General features: G+C 59.4%; 14 protein-coding genes. 9 read left to right on the top strand and 5 right to left on the bottom strand.

Annotated features, from left to right (window positions below):
• Window positions 1–122: 122 nt before the first annotated feature.
• From HU754_RS17030 to HU754_RS17020, 3 genes are all read right to left on the bottom strand, one after another.
• Window positions 123–1,775, bottom strand: a complete 1,653-nt coding sequence (locus tag HU754_RS17030; RefSeq protein WP_437182489.1) for a phosphoethanolamine transferase — start codon at window positions 1,773–1,775, stop codon at window positions 123–125.
• A 228-nt stretch (window positions 1,776–2,003) separates the two neighbouring features.
• On the bottom strand, window positions 2,004–2,741 hold the full coding sequence (locus tag HU754_RS17025; protein WP_186624167.1) for a TorF family putative porin: 738 nt from the start codon (window positions 2,739–2,741) through the stop codon (window positions 2,004–2,006).
• Window positions 2,742–2,925: 184 nt separating this feature from the next.
• The gene (locus tag HU754_RS17020; RefSeq protein WP_186624168.1) at window positions 2,926–4,668 is read right to left on the bottom strand and encodes an amidohydrolase; all 1,743 of its coding nucleotides are present in this window, start codon (window positions 4,666–4,668) and stop codon (window positions 2,926–2,928) included.
• 103 nt (window positions 4,669–4,771) lie between these two features.
• On the opposite strand from HU754_RS17020, the gene HU754_RS17015 reads away from it, so the two are divergent.
• A complete protein-coding gene (locus tag HU754_RS17015; RefSeq protein ID WP_186624169.1) occupies window positions 4,772–5,689 on the top strand; it encodes a LysR family transcriptional regulator in 918 nt (305 codons plus the stop codon).
• Between the two features lie 48 nt (window positions 5,690–5,737).
• Here HU754_RS17015 and HU754_RS17010 read toward each other — a convergent pair whose 3' ends face one another.
• Together HU754_RS17010 and HU754_RS17005 are read right to left on the bottom strand one after the other, a co-directional pair.
• Entirely contained in the window at window positions 5,738–6,334 is a 597-nt protein-coding gene (locus HU754_RS17010) for a LysE family translocator (protein ID WP_186624170.1), read from the bottom strand.
• A gap of 55 nt (window positions 6,335–6,389) precedes the next feature.
• On the bottom strand, window positions 6,390–7,226 hold the full coding sequence (locus HU754_RS17005) for an AraC family transcriptional regulator (protein WP_186624171.1): 837 nt from the start codon (window positions 7,224–7,226) through the stop codon (window positions 6,390–6,392).
• A 137-nt stretch (window positions 7,227–7,363) separates the two neighbouring features.
• Here HU754_RS17005 and HU754_RS17000 point away from each other — a divergent pair, with 137 nt between their 5' ends.
• The 8 genes from HU754_RS17000 (at window position 7,364) to HU754_RS16965 (ending at window position 15,417) form a co-directional block, all read left to right on the top strand.
• Window positions 7,364–7,639 (top strand): hypothetical protein, encoded by a 276-nt coding sequence (locus tag HU754_RS17000; protein ID WP_186624172.1) that lies wholly within the window; start codon window positions 7,364–7,366, stop codon window positions 7,637–7,639.
• Between the two features lie 67 nt (window positions 7,640–7,706).
• Window positions 7,707–8,630 carry a bifunctional helix-turn-helix transcriptional regulator/GNAT family N-acetyltransferase gene (locus tag HU754_RS16995; protein WP_186624173.1) on the top strand — a complete coding sequence of 308 codons (924 nt, stop codon included), beginning with the start codon at window positions 7,707–7,709 and terminating at the stop codon, window positions 8,628–8,630.
• A gap of 883 nt (window positions 8,631–9,513) precedes the next feature.
• Window positions 9,514–10,470, top strand: coding sequence for an AraC family transcriptional regulator (locus tag HU754_RS16990; RefSeq protein WP_186624174.1), 957 nt, complete (start codon window positions 9,514–9,516; stop codon window positions 10,468–10,470).
• A 142-nt stretch (window positions 10,471–10,612) separates the two neighbouring features.
• Window positions 10,613–11,968: a benzoate 1,2-dioxygenase large subunit gene (gene benA / locus HU754_RS16985; protein WP_099758901.1), complete on the top strand. Its 1,356-nt coding sequence runs from the start codon at window positions 10,613–10,615 to the stop codon at window positions 11,966–11,968.
• Window positions 11,968–12,456, top strand: a complete 489-nt coding sequence (gene benB, locus HU754_RS16980) for a benzoate 1,2-dioxygenase small subunit (RefSeq protein ID WP_093433479.1) — start codon at window positions 11,968–11,970, stop codon at window positions 12,454–12,456. The genes benA and benB overlap by 1 nt, the downstream gene beginning before the upstream one ends.
• 20 nt (window positions 12,457–12,476) lie before the next feature.
• Window positions 12,477–13,490, top strand: coding sequence for a benzoate 1,2-dioxygenase electron transfer component BenC (gene benC / locus HU754_RS16975; RefSeq protein WP_116255672.1), 1,014 nt, complete (start codon window positions 12,477–12,479; stop codon window positions 13,488–13,490).
• Between the two features lie 21 nt (window positions 13,491–13,511).
• A complete protein-coding gene (locus tag HU754_RS16970) occupies window positions 13,512–14,273 on the top strand; it encodes a 1,6-dihydroxycyclohexa-2,4-diene-1-carboxylate dehydrogenase (protein ID WP_093433473.1) in 762 nt (253 codons plus the stop codon).
• A gap of 22 nt (window positions 14,274–14,295) precedes the next feature.
• Window positions 14,296–15,417: a muconate cycloisomerase family protein gene (locus HU754_RS16965; protein ID WP_093433469.1), complete on the top strand. Its 1,122-nt coding sequence runs from the start codon at window positions 14,296–14,298 to the stop codon at window positions 15,415–15,417.
• The last annotated feature ends 2 nt before the right edge of the window (window positions 15,418–15,419 follow it).

Below are 15,419 nucleotides of genomic sequence, written 5' to 3'. Positions count from 1 at the left end.
AATATCCAAATGTGGGAGCGAGCCTGCTCGCGAATGCGGTGGTTCATTCAGCATAGATGGCGACTGATACGCCGCCTTCGCGAGCAGGCTCGCTCCCACAGGGAATTTGTGTAATTCCCCGGTTATTGCGCAGCCGTCATCGAAGGCCGGCAGCCATGAAAAATATCCAGCCCCGGCTGATACACCGACGTCCTCACATCAAACAACCCCAGCACCGAGTGGAACAGGTTGTCGTGGCTCAGATCGGCCTGCCCGGTCTTGCCTTGCAAACAACCGCGATCAATCCCCTCACTGGCGAGCGTGCCATTGCCAAACCACATCACCATCGGCACATGGGTCTGCGCTTGCGGCGCCAGCGCATACGGGGCCGCGTGCAGGTACAGCCCGTTCTCGCCCAGCGATTCGCCGTGATCGGAGACGTAAACCATCGACGTGTCCAGTGAGTCCTGATTGCGCTTGAGCAGTTCGATGACCTTGGCAAGGAAATGGTCGGTGTAGAGGATGGTGTTGTCGTACACGTTGACCAGTTCATCGCGGCTGCAACTGCCCAACTGGTTGGTGTGGCAGATCGGTTTGAAGCGCTCCATCTCTTTCGGGTAGCGCTCGTAGTATTCCGGGCCGTGACTGCCATCGGCGTGCAGGACGATGATCGCGTGGCCCTTGAGGCTGTCGATGTAGCTTTGCAGATCTTGCAACAGCGCCTCGTCGAGGCAGTTGTTGCCGTCGCAGAATGGCCCCGGCTGATTCTTCGAAATGTCGCGATGCGGTACGCGCAGGCAGGTGCCTTTGCAGTCACTGTTGTTGTCCAGCCACAGCACTTGCACGCCGGCACGCTGGAGAATGTCGAGCAGGCCTTGGTAGGTTTTGCCTTTCTTGTCGCTGTAATCCTCACGCGGGAACATCGAGAACATGCACGGCACTGAGACCGCCGTCGACGTGCCGCAGGAATGCACCTGGGTGAAGTTGAGGATGTCGAGTTTGCTCAGCTCGGGATTGGTCTCGCGCTCGTAGCCATTTAGCGAGAAGTGATCGGCGCGGGCGGTTTCACCGACCACGAAGACCATCAGCGATTTCTTCTCGCGGCTGGCCGCGTTGGCGCTCATCACCGCGTCTTCGCCGATGGCCTGCACCACGAAATGTTTTTTGATGCCCAGGCGTTGCTTGGTGTACTTGCTGATCGCGTAGATATAGTTGGTCGGGTTGATGAAGTGGGTGAGCTTGTCTTCTTCGCGGAAGATTGGTGCGTAGGTCGAATAGAACGCGCCCACCGACGCGGCGATCACCAGCACACAGGCGATGATCACCAGCACCTTGTTGAGCAGGCCGCGAAAGAACGGTCGATAACTCACCGGCCAGCGCCAGATCAGCGCCGCCGGCAACACCCCGAGCAGCAGCAGGTAAGCCAACAGCTTGCCGCTGAACAGCGCGGTGGCTTCGGCGGGGTTGGTTTCGAAGACGTTCTGAATCATCACCGTGTCGATGGTGATGCCGTATTCGTTCATGAAATAGGCAGCGCAGGCCGAGAGCAGAGCGACCAGGGTGAGCGCCGGTTTCAGTGTCCAGCGAAACGACACCAGGGTCAGCAGCAGGGTGATCGCGGCCCACAAAAACAGCGCGAACGAGGCGAAAAACGCCAGTTTGTGCGCGCCTTGCAAAGTGATCAGGGTGCCCAGCGCCTTCCAGGTCGCCAGGTTGTACAACGCCACCAGCGCCAGGGAAAACAGCAGCACCAGTCGGGTAGGAGTGATGGACGGTAAACGCAGTCCGTTGCCCAAAGCCATGTCAAACATTCCTCTACTTGAATAGAAAACCACGCGGTTGCGCGTGTAACTGTAGAAGAACATTAGTAAAAAATTCGTAAACATCCTGTAACAACTACCGAATTCAGAGCAAATCCTTGTAGGAGTGAGCCTGCTCGCGATAGCGGTGTGTCAGGTGTCGATGTGTTGCCTGACACACCACTATCGCGAGCAGGCTCACTCCTACAATGGATCTCGGTGGGGTCAGAAAGATTTGCTGACGCTGGCGACGACGGTGGCGGTGCAAACGTCTTTGAAACCCCAATTGCTCAGACATTGGGTTTGTGAGAGATCGGTGTCGATGTAGCTCAGGCCCAGTACCACGCCGGCGAGGTTATGGGTGAGTTTGACTTCCCACTCGCGATAACTGTCCTCGGCCTGCCCGGACGCCGAGTACAGATGCGGATCCTTGAAATCCATATTGCCGTAACGCAGCTTCAGTCCCGAGTCGAACGGCAATTCGGTTTCATAACCGATGTAGCTGTACAGCGAACTCTGCTTGCTATCGATCCCCGGCGCATCACTGGAGTAATACGCCGCCAGCTTCACCCCATAAACCCCGAGAATCCCGTAGACCTCGCTCTGGTTGAACTGGCTTTCCTTGGGGTAGGCGTACTTGATGTAGCCCAGATCGAGGCTGACTTCCTCGGTCGCCTGCCACAGCCAGCCGCCGTAGTAATCGACTTCCTGACGGGTTTTCAGGCCACCACCGAAGTCGACGTTGGAACTCCACGCGCCGAGGTACAGACCGCTGCTGTGCGCGAGGGTGAGACCGGTTTGCACGGCAGGGTCGTTTTGCGTTTGCGAGATGCCACGCGTGCGGTAGTCGCTGGCGAGGGCCAGGTCTACCTCCAGCGCAAAGTCATCGTTCAAAGGGATCGCAAAGCTGCTCAAGGGCAGCACGCTCAAGAAACTCAGGGCGAACAGGGGCAAGGCTTTCATGTGAGGTCCCGATGTTGTGATTATTTTTGGGCAGAAAGAGAGCTGTGGGGGATTCGATCTCGACCATCCGCACAGACCCTGTGGGAGCGAGCCTGCTCGCGAAAGCGCTGGTTCATTCAGCATTGATGGCGACTGATACGCCGCCTTCGCGAGCAGGCTCGCTCCCACAGGGGGAACAGTGTTGTTATTGGGTGGCGGTATAGACCTGACGGCCGCCGAACCAGGTCTGCAAAACCTGGGTGTCATGCAGGGCTTTGTTGTCGACGCTGAACACATCGCGGTCGAGCACGATAAAGTCAGCCTGCTTGCCCGGCGTCAGCGAGCCGATCTGCTTCTCCAGGCCAATGGTCCGCGCGGCGTTGACGGTGTAGGCGTAGAACATGGTTTCACGGTCCAGACGCTCATCGGCATTGAGCACACCCAACGGTCCGACACGGGTAATCGCCTGGGCCATGGCGTTGAACGGATTCGGTGTCGACACCGGCCAGTCACTCGCGCCGGCGATCGTCGCGCCCTGTTTCAGCAGCGAATGCGCCGGGTACTGATAGCGGAAGGCGAGGGCGCTGACGTAGGGCTTGATCATGTCGGTGGTGTAGTCGTCGGCGCTGGCCCACAGCAGTTGCATCGATGCGATCACGTTGAGCGGTTTGAAGCGGGCGAACTCTTGCGGGTTGACCATTTGCAGGTGAGTAATCGAGTGGGTCACGCCGCTCTGGCGATCCTTGCGCGCCTGAGCAATGCCGTTCAGCGATTCCCGCACCGCGCGGTCGCCGATCGCATGGATGTGCACCAGCCAGCCGCGCTGGTCGATGGCGCTGACCAGTTCGCCGAAATGCTGCGGATCGATCAGCAGTTCGCCCTGTTTGTGCGAATTGCTGTACGGGTCGATCATTGCCGCGCTCTGCGCCGGGAACTCGATCACGCCGTCGGCGAAGATCTTGATCCCGGGCAGGGTCAGGTTGGGAATGCCCTGGAATTGCTGGCGCACCTTGTCCAGCGTATCGAGGTCGGCGGGTAGGCTTTTCGGGTTGGCCACCAACAGCGCCGCGACGTGCACGCTCATGTCGCCGCTTTCCGACAGGGCTTTATAGGCCGGCAGCACGCCGACGGTTTTCTCGGTCGGTTTGAGGGCGAACACCGCTTCACCCGGTGCGGCGTTGGCGGCTGGATCCATCCACGCGGTGATGCCCAGGCTGTTGTTGTAGCGCACCGCTGATTTGGCGGCGTTCAACATGTCGGCTGGGCTTGGCACTGGCATTTTCGAGGCGACCCGGTCCCAACCGGCGTCGACCACAAAGCCGTTCGGTTCACCGTTGGCCAGTTTGCCAATGGTGTCTTTTTCCGCGTCGGGCAGGGTTTTCAGCAGGGCCGCATCAATCCCGGCGCGCTTGAGCATGACGTTGTTGGCCCACGCCGTGTGGTGGTCGCTGCCGATAAACACCACCGGCACATTGGCCCATTCGCCGTTGTTGAAGGTGTTGCCCAAGGCTTCGGACTGCGCCCAATAGGCCGAACTCATGCCGGCGATGCTCAGCACGTCGCCGTGTTTGGCCTTGCCGTCTGCACGCCAGTCGCGCAGGCGTTTTTGCAGTTCGTCGAGGCTGACGACTTCGTCTTCCATGTTCGCCGAGACCATTTCCAGTCCGCCGAAAATCGCGTGGGAATGGCTGTCGATCAGGCCGGGCATCAGCGCTTTGCCTTTGAGATCGATGACTTGGGTGCCGGATTCGATCAGGGCTTTGATCTGCGCGTCGGTGCCGACCTTCAGCACTTTGCCGTTCTCTACGGCGAGGGCTTGCGCCTTGGGTTGTGCGCGGTCGGCAGTGAAAATCTTGCCGTTGAGCAGGATCAGATCAGCAGCGGCCATGGCTTCCATCGAGGCAAAACTTACAGCGGCTACCAACAGACTCGGGATGAATCTTTTCATTGAAGATTTCCTTGTTATTGCGTCTGATGGCGAGATTAGTGGCTGACAGCGGTCGACAGAACGCCTCCCTCACGAAAAACGTTTTTGCCTGAATGGAAAAAGCATGGACAAGCTGGGTGCATTGAAAATGTTCGTGGTCACTGCGCAGCTCGGCAGTTTCAGCCGCGCCGCCGAGCAGTTGGGCAAGACCCCGTCGGCGCTGACCAAAGCGGTCAATCACCTGGAATCGGAGCTGGGTGCACGCCTGTTTGAGCGCAGTACACGGCGGATTCTGCTGACCGAAATCGGCCGGGTGTACCTGGAAACCGCACGGCTGGTGTTGCAGCGGCTGGAAGAGGCCGGCGAGGAAATCGAGCAGTTGCAGCACGGCTTGCGCGGCAACCTGAAAATCACCGCGCCGCTGGCGTATGGGCGGGCGTTTCTCGATCAGGTGTGTGACGGCTTTCTGCAGCAATATCCGCAGATCAGTCTGCAAGTGGACCTGTGCGATGCCTTCGTCAACCTGCTGGAAAGTGGTTATGACCTGGCGCTGCGTGAAGGCCACGATGACTTGCCGGGGCTGATTGCGCGGGTGGTGGGTAGCAATCGACTGGCCCTGTGCGGCAGTCCGGAGTACCTGGCGCGCAAGGATTTGCCGGTGACTCCGCAAACCCTTGAGCAGCATGAGTGGCTGCTCTATCAGCACCCGTTGCTCAGCCGCGAATTCTGGTGGGCCGAGCGTGACGGGCAGCGCTTGAGTCTGGCGCAACCGGCGGCGCCGCGGTTGCGCAGCGACAATTACGACTTGCTGCTGGCCAGTGCTTTGGCCGGGCGCGGTTTGCTGCACACGCCGCTGTGGAGCGCCGCACCGTATATTGCCGACGGGCGACTGGTGCGGGTCATGGCCGATTACGACATCGACCCGGATACCTTCGGCCCGCACATTCTCGCGGTGTACCCGAGCCATCGGCGGGCCACGGCGAAGGTGGTGGCGTTCATCGATTACATCTCGGCATTCCTCACCGAACGTGGCCTGAGCTGACAGCCCATTCCTCCGTAGAAGCAGCCTTCGGCAGCTCCTGAAGGGGCGTTATGCCAGGACGGTCAGCCATGCCGAGAGCAGCAGCAACAACGCCAGTGCCGCATTCATGCGCTTGAACGCCCGTGGCGAGCCCATCAACCGTGCGCTGCCCACACCCAGCAATGCCCAGAACGTCATGCACGGCAGCGACACCAGCAAAAACGCCAGTGACAACGCTAGCAGCCGCAGGGTCTTGTCACCCCCGCCCACAAACACGCTTACCACTGCCACCGCCATCATCCATACCTTGGGATTGACCAGTTGCAGCATGGCAGCGCCCAGCACGCTGAAACGTTCTTCCTGGGCATCCGCCGGGTTCAGTGATGGCGGCGTGCTGCGAAAGATCTGCCACGCCAGCCAGCTCAACCAGAGTACGCCGCCCCAGGCCATGGCTTGCTGCACACGCGGGTAGCGCAGCAACGTTTCGCCGGCACCGAGGCCGACCACCAGCACGATCAGGGCCGCCGCCGCGCAGGCGCCAAAAATGATCGGCAACGTGGCGAGCAGGCCTTGGCGCGAACTGTGGCTCAACACCAGAATATTGGTCGGCCCCGGCGTGATCGAGGCAACGAAAGCAAACAGCAGGAAGGGCAGTAATGACGCCATGATCGGGATTCCCTGAAAATCAACACAGGTATCCATGATCGCCAGACGGCGTGCGTCAGTCTGGAAGGTTTGAGCAGCGTTTGCGGTAATCCGCCGGCGTCAGTTGATAGGCGCGCCGGAACCAGCGACCGAGGTGGCTCTGATCGGCAAAACCGAGCACGCTGGCGACTTGCGCCGGCGTTTCACCGCGCGCCAGCAACTGCCGCGCCTTGGCCAGGCGCAACTGGATCAGGTAGGCGTGCGGCGCCAGGCCGAAGGCAGACTTGAACGCCCGGCTGAGACGGAAACGGTCCACCCCGCAGACCCGCGCGAGATCATCGAGACCGATATCTTCATAGGTATGCGCGTGCAGGTAATCCCGCGCCAGTTGCGCCACCAATGGCAGGCGCGGATCGAAAACCTGGCGCTTGCGCCAGTCGAGATGACGCGTGAGCGAGTTCAGCAGACCGTCGATGGCGGTCTGCCGGACGATGCGCAGATCGCCGTCATGCAAGGCATGGAAAGCGTGATTGATCGCTGTGGCCAGACGCGGATCCTGACTCAGCGTGTCGGCAAAACCGGGCTGGCTGTCGGACGGTGCGTCTTCGAACAGCGCGTGCATTTCACGCTCCAGCCAGTGCGGATCGAGGTAGAGCATCGAGTAGGTAAAACCTTCCTCGGTCGGCGCCTGGCCATCGTGGATTTCCCCCGGATCCAGCAGGAACACATTGCCCGGGGTACTGCGATGACGCACGCGGCGGCAGTTGAACTGCTGCACACCTTGCTCGGTGACGCCGACGAGGAAACTGTCATGCCAGTGCGGATCGTAGGCATGCCCCTGAAAATGAGCACGAATCGATTCAATCCCGGTGTCGGCATCCTGGGACAGCTCGATCCAGTTGCGTTTATCCACGAAAGCTCCAGTGTTCGCCATTGAAAGGTGCGGCCCCATAAAATACCGCGCAATGCTCATCGAGGTTTAGAAGATTTGTGCAGATGAGGGGGCTAGACTCTGCAGGTCACGACCCCTTTGGCGGCAGGTGGAATACGATGATTAACCGATGCTCGCGCGGGGTTTTACTCACCTTGATCGCCCTCAGCCTGGCGTTCACGGCAGGCTGCTCAGGCCGCAAACACTATCCGCCTTCCGGCGTCGGGGACGCCTGCTACGCCAAAGCCCTGCCGTCGGTCGGCGAGGGCGGTCTGGCCTGGGGCTCCAGTTTGAACATGGCCCGGCAGAAGTCGATGAACAACTGCATCCGCTATGCCGGACGCTCCGGGGGCACGCCGGATACCTGTCAGGTGGTGTTGGCCAAGTGCCGATAGCTTTCTGTTGACATGGTTGCTTTTGGCAAATATATAGTTGCCTTAAGCAATTAACTGAGCATTTGCCATGTCCAGCAGCCATCTTCTCGAGCAAGCCGACGTTGTGCGCGGTTTCAACCGCTTCTACACCCATCAGATCGGCGTACTGCAGGAGCATCTGCTGCAAAGCGACTACTCGCTGACCGAGTTGCGCATTTTGTATGAGCTGGCGTCGCGCGGTGACCTGACCAGCGCAGAACTGCGCCAGATGCTCGGCCTCGATGCCGGCTACATGAGCCGCATCATCAGCGGTTTCGAAAAGCGCGACTTGATCCAGAAAGTGCCGTCGCCTACGGACGGCCGCGCTGCGCAATTGCACCTCACCAACCTCGGGCGCGAAATTCTGGTCCCGCTGGAAAAGGCTTCCCGCGAACAGATCGTCGCCATGCTCGAGCGATTGCCTGAACCGCAGCAGAAACAACTGATCGGCGCCATGACGCTGATCCAGACACTGCTGCAAGACAACAAAGACTCAACCTACGTATTACGCGATCCGCAGCCCGGCGATATGGGTACGGTGATGCAACAGCAAACCGCACTGTATACCCGCGAATACGGCTGGAATTCGGAGTTCGAGGCGCTGGTGGCCGAGGTGGTCGCCAAGTACCTGCGCGATTACGACCCCACCTGTGAGCGCTGCTGGATTGCCGAAAAAGACGGCAAGGTCATCGGCTCCGTGTTCATCGTCCGCCAGGATGAAACGACCGCCAAACTGCGCATGCTCTACGTCGACGCCAGTGCGCGGGGCTTAGGTATTGGCAGTCGTCTGGTCGAGGAGTGCCTGCGTTTCGCCCGTCAGGTTGGTTACCAGAAAATGACCTTGTGGACGACCAGCAACCTGACGGCTGCACGCAAGATTTATCAGCAGGCCGGGTTTGAGTTGGTGGAGGAGGAGGCGGTTCACAGCTTTGGCAAGGACCTGGTAAGTCAGACGTGGGCGCGCGCGTTGTGAGCTGTTTTTCGTCGGCGGGTGCAGTGAAAAGGCAGACGAAAAAAACCGCCTTTGCGGGGCGGTTTTTTTGTAAACCTTGGTTTGCGACCGAGGTTTGTTGCTTCACTAGCTGCTATGACATGTGCTCATGGTATGAGTCTTTGCGTCCCCTCGCAACATTAATATTCTGTATCAGGTGGATGCATACGTTATCCAATGTTGAAAAGAGAAATACTGGCAGAAATAACGTTTTACAAAGCCGATGAATTACCTGGTCATGTATCGTTCTATTGAGGGTTATGATGCTGACGCTCACATGTCTGAGCAGCGACGAGGTTTGGCTGGCAACTCAACGGTTTCATTCCCTCTGACACGGTTTTGCACCCGTGCCGGGATGATACTTCGGAGGGCTTTCAACCGGCCACCTCACTAGCTGCTATGACATGCCAGCTGAAGGCAAGCATGATCCGGTAAGCTTGTTGGAGGTTTGGCCCCCAGCCCTGGAGGCCAAAACGTATGAAGCTTTTGCTGCGTACGCTGAGCCTTGTATGGAGATTGTTTAAAGCCTTTCGCTTTTACGAGTTCCTGCGAGACCACTTTGACGACCTGAAGTAACGGCCGTTGAGGTGGGAGAAGCCCGTTTCAGTTTCGACTGAAACGGGCTTTTTTTGTCTTTTGAAGCTGTCATAAGTAGGATTTTTCTGTATCTGCTTTTTTGGCGTGTAGGGCATTTCTTCGGCAAGTGTAGGCGTTGGACAAACCACGCCGTAATCCGCAAGAAGTGTTCGATTATCGAATACCCAAACCTTCGTCCAATTGCCCACTCCGACACTCCGGCGTACTGTGACTCGTGATGTCTGAAACCCCGTGATCCCAAAATAACGACAACAATGAGCAACGCCCCATGGACAGCCATCTGCTGAGCGATCGCAGCAGCGTGTTTCGTCACGCTGACCCTTATGCCGTCTCCGACTACGTCAATCAGCACGTCGGCCAGCACTTCATCGGCCTGTCCAGAACCACCCACCCGCAAGCCAGCCTCAACCATCGCAAACTCGCCGATCTCGATCTGGCCCGCATCAGCTATGGCGGCAGCGTACGCGTGACCTCCGTGGCCCTGGAGACCGTTTACCATCTGCAAGTGCTGCTGCAAGGCAATTGCCTGTGGCGCGGGCACAAGCGCGAGCAGCATCTGGTGCCGGGCGAGTTGCTGTTGATCAACCCGGATGATCCGGTCGATCTGACTTACTCGGATGATTGCGAGAAATTCATCCTCAAGGTGCCGGTCAGCGTGCTTGAATCGGTGTGTGACGAGCAGCGCTGGCAGCGTCCGGCAAGCGGTATCCGTTTCCTGCGCAATCACTATCGGCTGGATGAGCTGGAAGGCTTCACCAACCTGCTCGCGATGATCTGTCAAGAAGCCGAGGCCAGCGATCCGTTGCTGCGGGTGCAGGAGCATTACGCGCAGATCATCGGCAGCAAACTGATCTCGCTGATGAGCACCAACGTCAGTCGTGAATGCCTGAGTGCACCGAACATCAGCTTCGAACGCATCGTCGATTACATCGACCGCAACCTGAAACTGGATTTGCCGGCTGAACATTTGGCCGCACAGGCGAGCATGAGCCCGCGCTCGCTGTACACCTTGTTTGAACGCCAACTGGGCGTTACGCCGATGCAATACATCCGCCAACGCAAGCTTGCGCGCATCCACGCCTGCCTCAGTGATCCAAGCTGCCCGGTGCGCAACCTCACCGAGCTGGCGCTCGACTACGGCTTCCTGCACCTGGGCCGTTTCTCCGAAAGCTATCGCCAGCAGTTCGGTGAACTGCCGTCGCAGACCTTCAAACGCCGCCACTAACACTCCCCGCTGAAACTTCCCCGAATCACCTGCCGCGCCATCCTGCACAAATCGGATAGCGATCTGCAGGATTCGGCTATTGCCCCGTGCTACGCCTCCCTAATCTGACCTGGCCTGAACAATAACAATGGAGGCCCCGGCCATGTCCCTGGGAATCGACTACCTCAATGCCATGCTTGAAGAAGACAAGGAGAAGGGCGCCTACCGCTGCAAGCGGGAGATGTTCACCGATCCGCGGCTGTTCGAACTGGAGATGGCGCACATCTTCGAAGGCAACTGGATTTACCTCGCCCACGAAAGCCAGCTCCCCAACAACAACGATTTTCTGACCACGACCATGGGGCGTCAGCCGATCTTCATCGCGCGCAACAAGGACGGTGTGCTCAATGCGTTCCTCAATGCCTGCAGCCATCGCGGCGCCATGTTGTGCCGGCACAAGTCCGGCAACCGCTCCAGCTACACCTGCCCGTTCCACGGCTGGACGTTCAACAACAGTGGCAAACTGCTCAAGGTCAAAGACCCGAGCGAAGCCGGTTATCCCGCAGGCTTCAACTGCGAAGGCTCCCATGATCTGACCAAAGTTGCGCGTTTCGAGTCCTATCGCGGCTTTCTGTTCGGCAGCCTCAATGCTGATGTGAAATCCCTCGCTGAGCATCTGGGCGAATCGGCAAAAATCATCGACATGATCGTCGACCAGTCGCCAGAAGGCCTGGAAGTGCTGCGCGGTTCCAGCTCCTACATCTACGAAGGCAATTGGAAACTCACCGCTGAAAATGGCGCCGACGGTTACCACGTCAGCTCGGTGCACTGGAACTACGCCGCCACCCAGAACCAGCGCCAGCAACGCGAAGCGGGTGAAGCGATCAAGACCATGAGCGCCGGCAGCTGGGCGAAGAAGGGCGGCGGTTTTTACTCCTTCGACCACGGCCATCTGCTGCTCTGGACCCGCTGGGCCAACCCCGAAGACCGTCCCGCCTACGAGCGCCGCGATGAACTCGCCCGTGATTTCGGTCAGGCTCGAGCCGACTGGATGATCGAAAACTCGCGCAACCTGTGCCTGTACCCGAACGTGTATCTGATGGATCAGTTCAGTTCGCAGATCCGCATCGCCCGGCCAATCTCGGTCGACAAGACTGAAATCACCATTTACTGCATCGCCCCCAAAGGCGAGAGCGCCGAGGCCCGTGCCAAACGCATTCGTCAGTACGAAGATTTCTTCAATGTCAGCGGCATGGCCACGCCGGATGACCTGGAAGAGTTCCGCTCGTGCCAGACCGGTTACGGCGCCGGGCGTGGCTGGAACGACATGTCCCGGGGCGCGACTCACTGGGTCGAAGGCGCCGACGCAGCAGCCGAAGAAATCGACCTCAAACCACTGCTCTCCGGCATGCGCACCGAAGACGAAGGCCTGTTCGTGCTGCAACACAAGTACTGGCAGGAAACCATGCTCAAAGCCGCGGCCACCGAACCACAACTGATCCCCGTGGAGGCCGTGTGATGAGCAACCTCTACGACAGCGTGCGCGATTTTCTCTACCGCGAAGCGCGCTATCTCGATGACGGCCAGTGGGATCAATGGCTGGAGCTGTACGCCGCCGACGCGACTTTCTGGATGCCGGCCTGGGACGATAACGACACCCTCACCGAAGACCCGCAAAGCGAAATCTCGCTGATCTGGTACGGCAACCGTGGCGGCCTCGAAGACCGCATCTTCCGGATCAAGACCGAGCGCTCCAGCGCGACCATTCCCGACACTCGCACCTCACACAACCTGAGCAACATCGAGATCGTCGAGCACAGCGAAGGGCAATGCCAAGTGCGTTTCAACTGGCACACCTTGAGCTTTCGCTATCAGGTCACCGACAGCTACTTCGGCAGCAGTTTCTACACCCTCGATCTGCGTGGCGAACAGCCGCTGATCAAGGCCAAGAAAGTCGTGCTGAAAAACGATTACGTCCGTCAGGTCATCGACATCTACCACATCTAGTCGACACGGCGAGGTGCACCATGAATTTCCAGATTGCGCTTAATTTCGAAGACGGCGTCACCCGTTTCATCGAGGCCGGCGGCCATGAAACCGTCGCCGACGCGGCGTATCGCCAAGGCATCAACATCCCGCTAGACTGCCGCGATGGCGCCTGCGGCACCTGCAAATGTTTCGCCGAGGCAGGGCGTTACGACATGGGTGACAATTTCATCGAAGACGCCTTGAGCGCCGATGAACTCGCGCAAGGTTATGTGCTGACCTGCCAGATGCGCGCTGAAAGCGATTGTGTGGTGCGAGTGCCGGCCGGCTCGCAGGTGTGCAAGACCGAACAAGCGAACTTCCAGGCATCGATCAGCACTGTCCGGCAATTGTCCGAGAGCACTATCGCGCTGTCGATCAAGGGCGAGGCGCTGAGCAAACTGGCGTTTCTGCCGGGCCAGTACGTCAATCTGCAAGTGCCCGGCAGCGAGCAGACCCGCGCTTATTCCTTCAGCTCATTGCAGAAAAACGGCGAGGTCAGCTTTCTGATTCGTAACGTGCCTGGTGGCTTGATGAGCAGCTTTCTCACCGGGTTGGCCAAGGCCGGCGACAGCATGAACCTGGCCGGGCCGTTGGGCAGTTTCTACCTGCGCGAGATCAAGCGGCCGCTGCTGTTGTTGGCGGGCGGCACCGGCCTGGCACCGTTCACCGCGATGCTGGAAAAGATCGCCGAGCAGGGCTGCGATCATCCCGTGCATTTGATCTACGGCGTGACCAACGATTTCGATCTGGTCGAAATCGATCGTCTCGAAGCCTTCGCCGCCCGCATTCCCGACTTCAGTTTCGGCGCCTGCGTGGCCAACCCGCTGAGTGCGCATCCACTCAAGGGCTACGTCACCCAGCACATTGAACCGCGCCACCTCAATGAAGGCGATGTCGACGTGTACCTGTGTGGCCCGCCGCCGATGGTCGAAGCGGTCAGCCACTACATCCGCGAGCAGGGCATCACCCCGGCGAACTTCTACTACGAAAAGTTCGCTGCTGCGGCTGCCTGAAACCCTTCTTTCGAGGTTGTCATGAACAACAGATTCTCCAACAAGGTCGCGCTGGTCACCGGCGCGGCGCAGGGTATCGGCCGCCGCGTCTGCGAACGCCTGCTGAACGAAGGCGCACAAGTCGTCGCCGTCGATCGCTCTGAACTGGTTCACGAACTGCAAGGCGAGGGCGTTCTCGCGCTGACCGCCGACCTTGAGCAATACACCGATTGCGCGCGGGTCATGGCTGAAGCCATCAACACCTTCGGCCGTCTCGACATTTTGATCAACAACGTCGGCGGCACGATCTGGGCCAAGCCGTTCGAGCATTACGAAGTCGAACAGATTGAAGCGGAAGTGCGCCGTTCGCTGTTCCCGACGCTGTGGTGCTGCCACGCAGCGCTGCCGTACATGCTCAAGCAAGGGCGCGGCGCCATCGTCAACGTTTCATCGATTGCCACCCGCAGCGTCAATCGGGTGCCGTACGGCGCCGCCAAGGGCGGCATCAACGCACTCACAGCATGTCTGGCCTTCGAAAACGCAGAGCGCGGCATTCGCGTCAACGCCACGGCTCCGGGCGGCACCGAAGCGCCGCCCCGGCGCATCCCGCGCAATGCCGCCGAACCGTCAGCGCAGGAGCAGGCCTGGTATCAAGAGATCGTCGCGCAAACCCTCGACAGCAGCCTGATGAAACGTTACGGCAGCCTCGACGAACAGGTCGGCGCAATCCTCTTTCTGGCTTCCGATGACGCCTCGTACATCACCGGCGTGACTTTGCCGGTCGGTGGCGGCGACCTCGGTTGACTACTTTTCAAGGGACATTGAAATGCAGCGAATTCTGATTGAAAACCTGACGACGATCATCGTCGACCTGCCGACCATTCGCCCGCACAAACTGGCGATGCACACGATGCAGAAGCAGACTCTGGTGATTCTGCGACTGCGCTGCAGCGATGGCATTGAAGGCATCGGCGAAGCCACCACCATCGGCGGTCTCGCTTACGGTTATGAAAGCCCGGAAAGCATCAAAGCCAATATCGATGCGCATCTGGCGCCGGCGCTGGTGGGTATGGACGCCAACAACATCAACGCGGCGATGCAGCGGCTCGACAAGATCGCCAAGGGCAATACTTTCGCCAAGTCCGGCATCGAAAGTGCACTGCTCGATGCCCAGGGCAAGCGCCTCGGTTTGCCGGTCAGCGAGTTGCTTGGCGGCCGCGTGCGAGACAGCCTTGAAGTGGCCTGGACCCTGGCCAGCGGCGACACCGCCCGCGACATCGCCGAAGCCGAGCAGATGCTCGAAGCACGTCGCCATCGCATCTTCAAATTGAAGATCGGCGCCAACCCGCTGGAGCAGGATCTCAAGCACGTCGTGGCGATCAAAAAAGCCTTGGGCGAGCGCGCCAGTGTGCGGGTCGACGTCAACCAGTATTGGGATGAATCCCAAGCGATTCGCGGCTGTCAGGTGCTCGGTGACAACGGTATCGACCTGATTGAACAGCCGATTTCGCGGGTCAACCGCTCCGGGCAGATTCGCCTGAATCAGCGCAGCCCGGCGCCGATCATGGCCGACGAATCGATCGAAAGCGTCGAGGATGCTTTCAGCCTCGCCGCCGACGGCGCCGCCAGTGTGTTCGCCCTGAAGATCGCCAAAAACGGCGGCCCGCGTGCCGTGCTCAGAACGGCGCAGATCGCCGAAGCCGCCGGCATTGCGCTGTATGGCGGCACCATGCTCGAAGGCTCCATCGGCACGCTGGCCTCGGCGCACGCCTTCCTCACACTCAAGCAACTGACCTGGGACACCGAACTGTTCGGCCCGTTGTTGCTGACCGAAGACATCGTCACCGAAACGCCGCAGTACCGCGATTTCCACTTGCACGTCCCGCGAACTCCAGGCCTGGGTCTGACGCTGGACGAAGAGCGTCTGGCGCGTTTTCGTCGCCACTGAAT

The sequence above is a fragment of the Pseudomonas zeae genome, from assembly GCF_014268485.2.
Classification (GTDB): Bacteria; Pseudomonadota; Gammaproteobacteria; order Pseudomonadales; family Pseudomonadaceae; genus Aquipseudomonas; species Aquipseudomonas neuropathica.
This window is presented reverse-complemented; position numbering and strand designations above follow the sequence as displayed.